This window comes from Streptomyces sp. NPDC048370, assembly GCF_043200825.1.
Taxonomy (GTDB): domain Bacteria; phylum Actinomycetota; class Actinomycetes; order Streptomycetales; family Streptomycetaceae; genus Streptomyces.
In genome coordinates this window covers 222,069-229,508 of sequence record NZ_JBICYI010000013.1, presented here as the reverse complement: position 1 = coordinate 229,508, position 7,440 = coordinate 222,069, and the positions used below count along the sequence as shown (strand labels likewise).

5 protein-coding genes and 1 pseudogene are annotated in these 7,440 nt (G+C 69.0%); 3 read left to right on the top strand and 3 right to left on the bottom strand.

Annotated elements, in window-relative coordinates; translation table 11 throughout:
- A pseudogene (locus ACGFYP_RS26665) lies at window positions 1-198 on the top strand (hypothetical protein); the annotation flags it as partial.
- A 704-nt stretch (window positions 199-902) separates the two neighbouring features.
- Window positions 903-1,127, top strand: coding sequence for a hypothetical protein (locus ACGFYP_RS26660; RefSeq protein ID WP_361965833.1), 225 nt, complete (start codon window positions 903-905; stop codon window positions 1,125-1,127).
- Here ACGFYP_RS26660 and ACGFYP_RS26655 read toward each other — a convergent pair.
- From ACGFYP_RS26655 to ACGFYP_RS26645, 3 genes are all read right to left on the bottom strand, one after another.
- The gene (locus tag ACGFYP_RS26655) at window positions 1,113-2,282 is read right to left on the bottom strand and encodes a caspase family protein (RefSeq protein WP_393498390.1); all 1,170 of its coding nucleotides are present in this window, start codon (window positions 2,280-2,282) and stop codon (window positions 1,113-1,115) included. The genes ACGFYP_RS26660 and ACGFYP_RS26655 overlap by 15 nt on opposite strands.
- Complete coding sequence (locus tag ACGFYP_RS26650) at window positions 2,279-2,638, bottom strand: hypothetical protein (RefSeq protein WP_393498387.1); 360 nt, start codon at window positions 2,636-2,638, stop codon at window positions 2,279-2,281. Before ACGFYP_RS26650 ends, ACGFYP_RS26655 begins: the two co-directional genes overlap by 4 nt.
- Window positions 2,639-2,806: 168 nt before the next feature.
- Complete coding sequence (locus ACGFYP_RS26645) at window positions 2,807-4,540, bottom strand: PucR family transcriptional regulator (protein WP_393498384.1); 1,734 nt, start codon at window positions 4,538-4,540, stop codon at window positions 2,807-2,809.
- A 272-nt stretch (window positions 4,541-4,812) separates the two neighbouring features.
- On the opposite strand from ACGFYP_RS26645, the gene pucD reads away from it, so the two are divergent.
- Window positions 4,813-7,224, top strand: coding sequence for a xanthine dehydrogenase subunit D (gene pucD, locus ACGFYP_RS26640; protein WP_393498381.1), 2,412 nt, complete (start codon window positions 4,813-4,815; stop codon window positions 7,222-7,224).
- Window positions 7,225-7,440 lie beyond the last annotated feature (216 nt).

Sequence of the window (7,440 nt, the reverse complement as noted above, 5' to 3'; positions counted from 1 at the left end):
CGACTGCGCGATCTGATCCGGCACGACCCCATGGGCGGACTCGTGGCGCACGCCGTGATGGACGTCCAGAACGGCGTGGCCGCCCAGCCACGCCGTTCGCCCGCCGCCCCGGTGGGCAGGTCCGCGCCGGAGCCCACAAGGGGCTTTCCGATGCAGCAGGCGCGCGACGGTTCCATGGCTCGCGTCGTGGCCCACTAGGCAGGCAGCTACGCAGTCAGCACCACCCGCACCACAGCTAGCAACCGCAACAGCGCCGCATCGCAGTCCCCAAGACCCGGTACGGGAGCCGCTGTATCGCGCGGGGCGATGCATCTGACGTCCGTACAACGAGGCAGGCGTCCGGTCATCGCCCCGCGCGGTCGCATGTGCGCCGCACATCCGCTGTTTCCCAGCGGCGGCATGCCCAATGGCAGATGCCCTCCATCTGCGCTCTGCGAGTACGTGGCCGGCAGGAAAGCGCCAATCAGGAACGATTGTCCGCGGGCATTCGGCGTCGCATTTCTGGCCAATGTCAATGTCAGTAACGTCGCCGTTGATGTCATGAGCGGAGGTCCACAGGCGTGGCGGATTTCGTAGGCCGTTGGCAGGAGCTGGCGACGTGGGAGCTAGAGCTGCAGAAGGTGGCGGCAAGGGGTGGAGGAGCGGCCCGGTCGGTGCGAGATGCTCCGTGGGCGGCGCCGGGTGGGCAAGGCGCGACTGGTCTAGCGGTTTGCGGAGCGATCCGGGGCCCATCCTTGTTCTACGCGGCGGAGAGGCCGCCCGAACCCGCAGTGAAGGCGGGTCGGGCGGCCTTTTGCAGTGCCTCAGACCTTCATGGTTCAGATCCAGCCGTAAGTACTGATCCTGTTTCGCCGTAGACAGGCCGCTGCCAAGCTGGGTCGCTGGGCAGGTAGCCCGTTGTCATGGGGGAGAGTGCGGTGGCGCAGAAGAGCGACAAGCCCTACTACCGGGCAGGGCACTGGGTGAGGCCGTCCGCTGCGAAGCAGGTGAAGAGGCCCGCGACGGGCGTCGTGGTGGTCGCCGTGCTGTTGGCCATTGCCACCTGGAACACGGTGTTCGGTGACGACAACGAGACGTCTTCCCCGGGTCCGCAGCAGACGCCCCCGACCGCGTCAGCCACTCCCTGAGGCACCCCGGCCGCGTTCGGTTCTTCTGGAGATCCTTCCGATCCACCCTTGCAACAGGGCGGGCTCCCGTTTCGGTTGGGGGACGGCGGGAGAAGCGGCGTCCTCGTCCGTGTTGTCTGTCAGCAACCGCATCCACACGGTTTGCCATTCAGTGACCTGAGCCTCCGGCACACCGCAGGCGGACAGGTAGGCGGCCGTGGTGCGCCAGGACTTGGGCAGGGTGTCGCGGTTCAGCAGCCGACTGACGGTGCCGGCCGAGATGAGCCCACCCGAACGTCGGCTGACCATCTGGTGGGTGAGGCCACTTGTCACTCGAACGTCTGCCAACGTCTTGAAGAAGCCCTGAACGGTGAGAATACCCAAGGGGCTTGGCCAGGAACGCGCTGCCGGGTACTCGCCGCCGACAAGGGCCTGGGGCGCAGTGGCCGGTAGGTACGCGGAGTTGCGGCCGAGAGCGAGCTGCGCCCCGGTGTTCCTGTCTCTTGCCTGCGGAGTGGGGCGCCCCTTGGCCGCCAACCTGTTGCGTACGTGGCGGTACAGGGACCCGAACTCCAACAGTTCAGGACCGTTGGGAATGCCGGTTCGAAGTACGTCCAGGAGTTCGCCGGTGAAGGCGGTGAACGGCTCGCCGGGTGGAGCAAGCGCGGTGCGCGTTTCTGCCGCAGCGGCAAGGAGGAACGTCCCCTCGACGGACGCCTGATCGGCCAGATCTCCTGTGCCCATCGACCCCAGGGCCAGACCGCTGTAGCAGCAGTCGAGGACGACGACACATCGCTCCGCCCGCCCGGTCAGGAGCGCCTGCCGCAGCCACCGGTAGGACAGTCCGGTCTCCACCCGCTGCTGTCTGGACTGTGGCATGGCCAGATAGAGATCGCCCTCAGGGTCGACCAGTCCGTGCCCGGCGAAGTAGATGAGCACGGTGTCGCGCGCTTCCTCGGCTGCCGCCCGCACCGCTGTCATGGTCATCTCGGCGGTCCGGGGGTTGGCGATGACGGCGCAGTGTTCCGACGGCAAGCCCCACGAGGACGGCTCGGTCAGCGCCGCTGCCAAGGAAGTCAGGTTGTTGGACACCGCCGGCAGCTGCTCAAGATGGTCGTAGCGACTCGTACCGATCAGCACGGCGCGGGTCGCGCCAGGGTCGGGTAGAACGCTCACGTCTCAGGCGCCTCGTCCGCGGCAGGGCCTTCGAGGGCTTGGATGGCACGGTTGATCTCGTCCTCGCTGCACTGCGTAAGAACGATCACCGTGTCACCCCGCCTGATCTCGATCCGCGGATCCTGGGGCCTCGTCCGCTTCCAAGCGGCCAGTGCTACGACGAAGGAGGCGGCGCTCCAGCCGTTGTCGGTGACCAGCTGAATGACATCCAGCAAGCCGCCCATCTGCCCTGGCGCGGGACGCTGTTCCTGGAGGGAGAGTGAAGACGATCTGCGGATGTCTGCGTCGGTTCGAAGCCACTGGTGCAGCGATCGCAGCTCGTCATCCTCTGCCGACACCCGTACGTCAACCCGCATGATCTCCCCCTGTCGTCGCAAACCGGCGCTCTCGTGCTCCTCGTCTCCATCGTCTGACAGCGGGACCCTCCTCGTGTGCGCTTGGCGCAATACCGCCCATAGTTGGGGAGGAATGTGCGGCTACACCTCTGCTGCAGGGCGCTGAGACAGGAGGGCGGTCGGGGTGGGTCAGGTGGAGTTCAGGGCTGCTAGGAAGTCGAGTTTGGTTTCCAGTTGGGACAGGTCTCGGCCCGTGAGTTGTTCGATTCGAGTGATGCGGTGGCGCAACGAGTTGACGTGGAGGTGGAGTTGGGCTGCGCACGTGGTCCAGGACGCGTTGCAGGCCAGGAATGTGGCCAGGGTGGTCAGTAGGTCGGTGCGGTGGCGGGCGTCGTGGTCGCGGAGGGGGCCCAGGAGGCGGGTGGCGAAGGCCTGGCGGGTTTCGGCCGGGATGAGGGGGAGGAGCGACAGGATGTGGTGGGTGAGGTCGTCGGGGCCTCGCACGGTCACCCGCTCAGGGCCGTCATGGGCGACCCGTAGCGCCGTACGGGCCTCGTCGAGTGCCCGTTGGGCGTTGCCCGGCTCCGTCACCGGAGAGCTGACGCCGATGGAGACGCTGTCCGTCGGGGCCAGCCAGTGTGTGAGCGTCGAGGCGAGTTTGCGTTGCAGGGTCGGCACGTCGAGGGAGTGTTCGGGGGTCAGGGCCAGGAGAACGGCCTGGTCGGCGTCGGTGGTGGAGGCGATGTCCTGAGGCGTGACCCGCACCGGGCCGTCCTCCTGGATCAGGGCCTCCTCCAGGAGGACGCGGAGGGCCGGGGCGGGGATGGGGCGACCTTCCTGCCAGGTGCCCCCGGCCACCACGAACTGGCAGCGCGGCCAGGTGTCGACCTGGCTCACGACGCCCTGCGCCGTGCTGCGCAGCCGGACCGGGATCTCCTCCGGTGGGACGCGACGGCGCATCAGGTCGAGGAGGCGTTCGGCCAGGTCGTGGAGTGCCGCCTTCGCCTGCTCGTGCGCGGAGCGTGCATCCGCGACCAGTTCGACGATCCGGTCGAGGAGTTCCACCTCGCTCGCCGGCCAGCCCGACGTGTCCGCCTCCACGACGACCAGCCAGTCGCCCAACTCGGCTGCCGGATTCGATGTGGAAGAGGAAGGTATGGGTGTGAGGGAGTAGTGGCTTCCCCCTCGCGTGAACCTGTGGGGAGGTCTCTCGGCGGCTCGGCGCGCCGCCAGGTATCTCGCGGCCAGTGCCGACGCCGTCCTGCCGCGCAGCGGTGGGTGGACCCCCGCGATGTGACGTCCCGTCGCGGACAGGACGCGCAGGTCTAGGCCGAGGCTGTGCCGCAGGAGCTCCAGTACGGAGTCCGGGGAGTCCGGGGCGGCCTCGTCCGTGAGGAGCCGGCGGTGGCGCTCGACCACGGCGGCGAGGCCGCCGACGTCCTGGTGGTGCAGGCCGCGAAGACGGCGCAGGACGTACTCGGTGATCGTGGCGAACGACGTCTCCGGCCGTACGGCGAACAGGGGGAGGCCGTGGCGCCGGCATGCGCGTACGAGGTCGTCAGGGACGAGGCCGTGCTCGACCTCGCCGGCGGCGAGGGCCGCTACGCCCGCTCGGGCCAGGACGCGTACGAACGACTCGGCGTCTCCGTCCTCGTGCCACCAGGCGAGCCCGGTGAGGACGAGTTCGCCGCCGGTGAGGAAGCGGCCCGGGTCGGCCAGGTCGATGGTCGGGACCGCCGAGACGGCTCGGTCGAGCACGGTGTCGTCGGAGGCGGAGGCGGAGGCGGAGGCGGAGGCAGAGGCGAAGGCGGAGGCAGAGGCGAAGGCGGAGTCGGCGTCGGAGCCGGCATCGGCGTCGGCGTCCGGGCACACGACCAGACGCAGCCCGAGCTCGTCGACGTCCAGGAGTTCGCGTAGCCGCATGATCGTCAGCTTCTCATGAAGCCGCGCGGTTCAACAGTGCAGTTCAGGGGCTTGCGGCGGTGGGAAAGCACCGTTGTCCACAAGCGGCCGCGAAGCCCGTTCTGAGTGATCGGTGACTGCCTCGGGCCCGTCGCCGCGCTGTCTACTTCTGCGCGTGCCGCGTGCCGCGCACGGGGGTCGCGGCACCGATCACGGCTCCACGTACATCCGCAGCATCCCGAGCATCCGGGAAATCACGAGCATCCCGAACACCAGCGAAAGGCGGTCCGATCATGGCTGGCATCCCCTCCGGTACCCCTACCGGCATCCCCACCGACGTCACCCAAGGCGCCCGGACCAAGGGCGGCATCGGTGAGTCGACGCTCCGCCCCGACGGCACCCTCAAGGTCACCGGTGAGTTCGCGTACTCCTCGGACATGTGGCACGAGGACATGCTCTGGGGCCAGACCCTCCGCTCGACCGTCGCGCACGCCGAGATCGTCTCCATCGACATCTCCGAGGCGCTCGCGATGTCCGGCGTGTACGCCGTGCTCACGTACGACGACCTGCCGGCCCCGATGAAGTACTACGGCATGGAGTTCAACGACACCCCGGTCCTGGCCCACGGCAAGGTCCGGCACCACGGTGAGCCGGTCGCGCTCGTGGCCGCCGACCATCCCGAGACCGCGCGCCGAGCCGCCGCGAAGATCAGGATCGAGTACAAGGAACTGCCCGTCGTCACCGACGAGGCCTCCGCCCTCGCCCCCGACGCCGTACGGGTCCACGAGAACCGCCGCGACCACCACGCCGGTCACGTCCCGCACCCGAACATCGTGCACCGCCAGCCGATCATCCGCGGCGACGCGGAGGCGGCCCGCGAGCGCGCCGACGTGATCGTCGAGGGCGAGTACACCTTCGGCATGCAGGACCAGGCCTTCCTCGGCCCGGAGTCCGGCCTCGCCGTGCCGTCCGAGGACGGTGGTGTCGACCTGTACGTCGCCACCCAGTGGCTGCACTCGGACCTCAAGCAGATCGCCCCCGTCCTCGGCCTGCCCGAGGAGAAGGTCCGTATGACGATGGCGGGCGTCGGTGGCGCGTTCGGTGGCCGTGAGGACATCTCGATGCAGATCCTCGCCTCCGTACTCGCGCTGCGCACGGGCAAGCCGGTGAAGATGGTCTACAACCGCTACGAGTCCTTCTTCGGCCACGTCCACCGGCACCCGGCGAAGCTCTGGTACGAGCACGGTGCCACCAGGGACGGCAAGTTGACGCACATGCGGTGCAGGATCGTCCTCGACGGCGGCGCCTACGCGTCGTCCACCGCCTCCGTCGTCGGCAACGCCGCGTCCCTGTCCGTCGGCCCGTACGTCGTCGACGACGTCGAGATCGAGGCGATCGGCCTCTACACGAACAACCCGCCGTGCGGCGCGATGCGCGGTTTCGGCGCGGTGCAGGCGTGCTTCGCGTACGAGGCGCAGATGGACAAGCTGGCGGCGAAGCTGGGCATGGACCCGGTGGAGCTGCGCCGGATCAACGCCATGGAGCAGGGCACGATCATGCCGACCGGCCAGGTCGTGGACTCGCCCGCCCCGGTCGCCGAGCTGCTGCGGATGGTCAAGGAGCGTCCGCTGCCGCCCGAGCACCAGTGGGCGGTCGCCGACGGCGACGCCGACGTACGCGCGCTCCCGGGCGGTCTGTCGAACACCACCCACGGCGAGGGCGTCGTACGGGGCGTCGGGTACGCGGTCGGCGTCAAGAACGTCGGCTTCTCCGAGGGCTTCGACGACTACTCGACCGCGAAGGTACGGCTGCAGGTCATCAACGGCGAGCCCGTCGCGATGGTCCACACGGCCATGGCGGAGGTCGGCCAGGGCGGTGTCACCATCCACGCCCAGATCGCCCGCACCGAGCTCGGCGTCCAGCAGGTCACCATCCACCCCGCCGACACCCAGGTGGGGTCGGCCGGTTCGACCTCGGCGGCCCGCCAGACGTACATGACAGGTGGTTCCGTCAAGAACTCCTGCGGGCTCGTCCGGGAGCGGGTCATGGAGATCGGCCGGCGCAAGTTCGGCTCGCACCAGCCGGCGTGGGCCGCCGCCGACCTGCTCCTGGAGGGCGGCAAGGTCGTCACCGGCCGAGGCGAGGTCCTGGCCACCCTCGCGGACGTCCTGGAGGACGAGGTCGTGGAGATCGAGGCCGAGTGGCGGCACCGCCCCACCGAGCCCTTCGACCTGGTCACCGGCCAGGGCGACGGCCACGTCCAGTACTCGTTCGCCGCGCACCGCGCGGTGGTGGAGGTCGACACGGAGCTCGGCCTGGTCAAGGTCGTCGAACTGGCCGTCGCCCAGGACGTCGGCAAGGCGCTCAACCCGCTGTCCGTCGTCGGCCAGATCCAGGGCGGCACCGTCCAGGGCCTGGGCGTCGCCGTGATGGAGGAGATCATCGTGGACCCGAAGACGGCGAAGGTGAAGAACCCTTCCTTCACGGACTACCTGCTCCCGACGATCCTCGACACGCCCACGATCCCGGTCGACTACCTCGAACTCGCCGACCCGAACGCCCCGTACGGAGTCCGGGGCATCGGCGAGGCCCCGACCCTGTCCTCCACCCCGGCCGTCCTCGCGGCGATCCGGAACGCGACGGGCCTGGAGCTCAACAAGACACCGGTCAGGCCGGAGCACCTGATCCGGGGGCTCGCGAGCTAGGGCCTTTCGTTTGGATCAGGCCGGATCAGGGAGCGGGGTCTGGTGCGTGCGATCGCAAGGCGGAGGAGGGAGTCAACGCGGAGCGTTGGCGACCGACGACAACGCGGCGAGCGCGCGTGCCAGGGCCCGCGAGCCCGGCATGATCCAAACGAAAGGCCCTAGTTGTCGAAGTACGGTTCCCAACCGTTCCACGTGTCCGTGTCCGCGTCAGCGTGG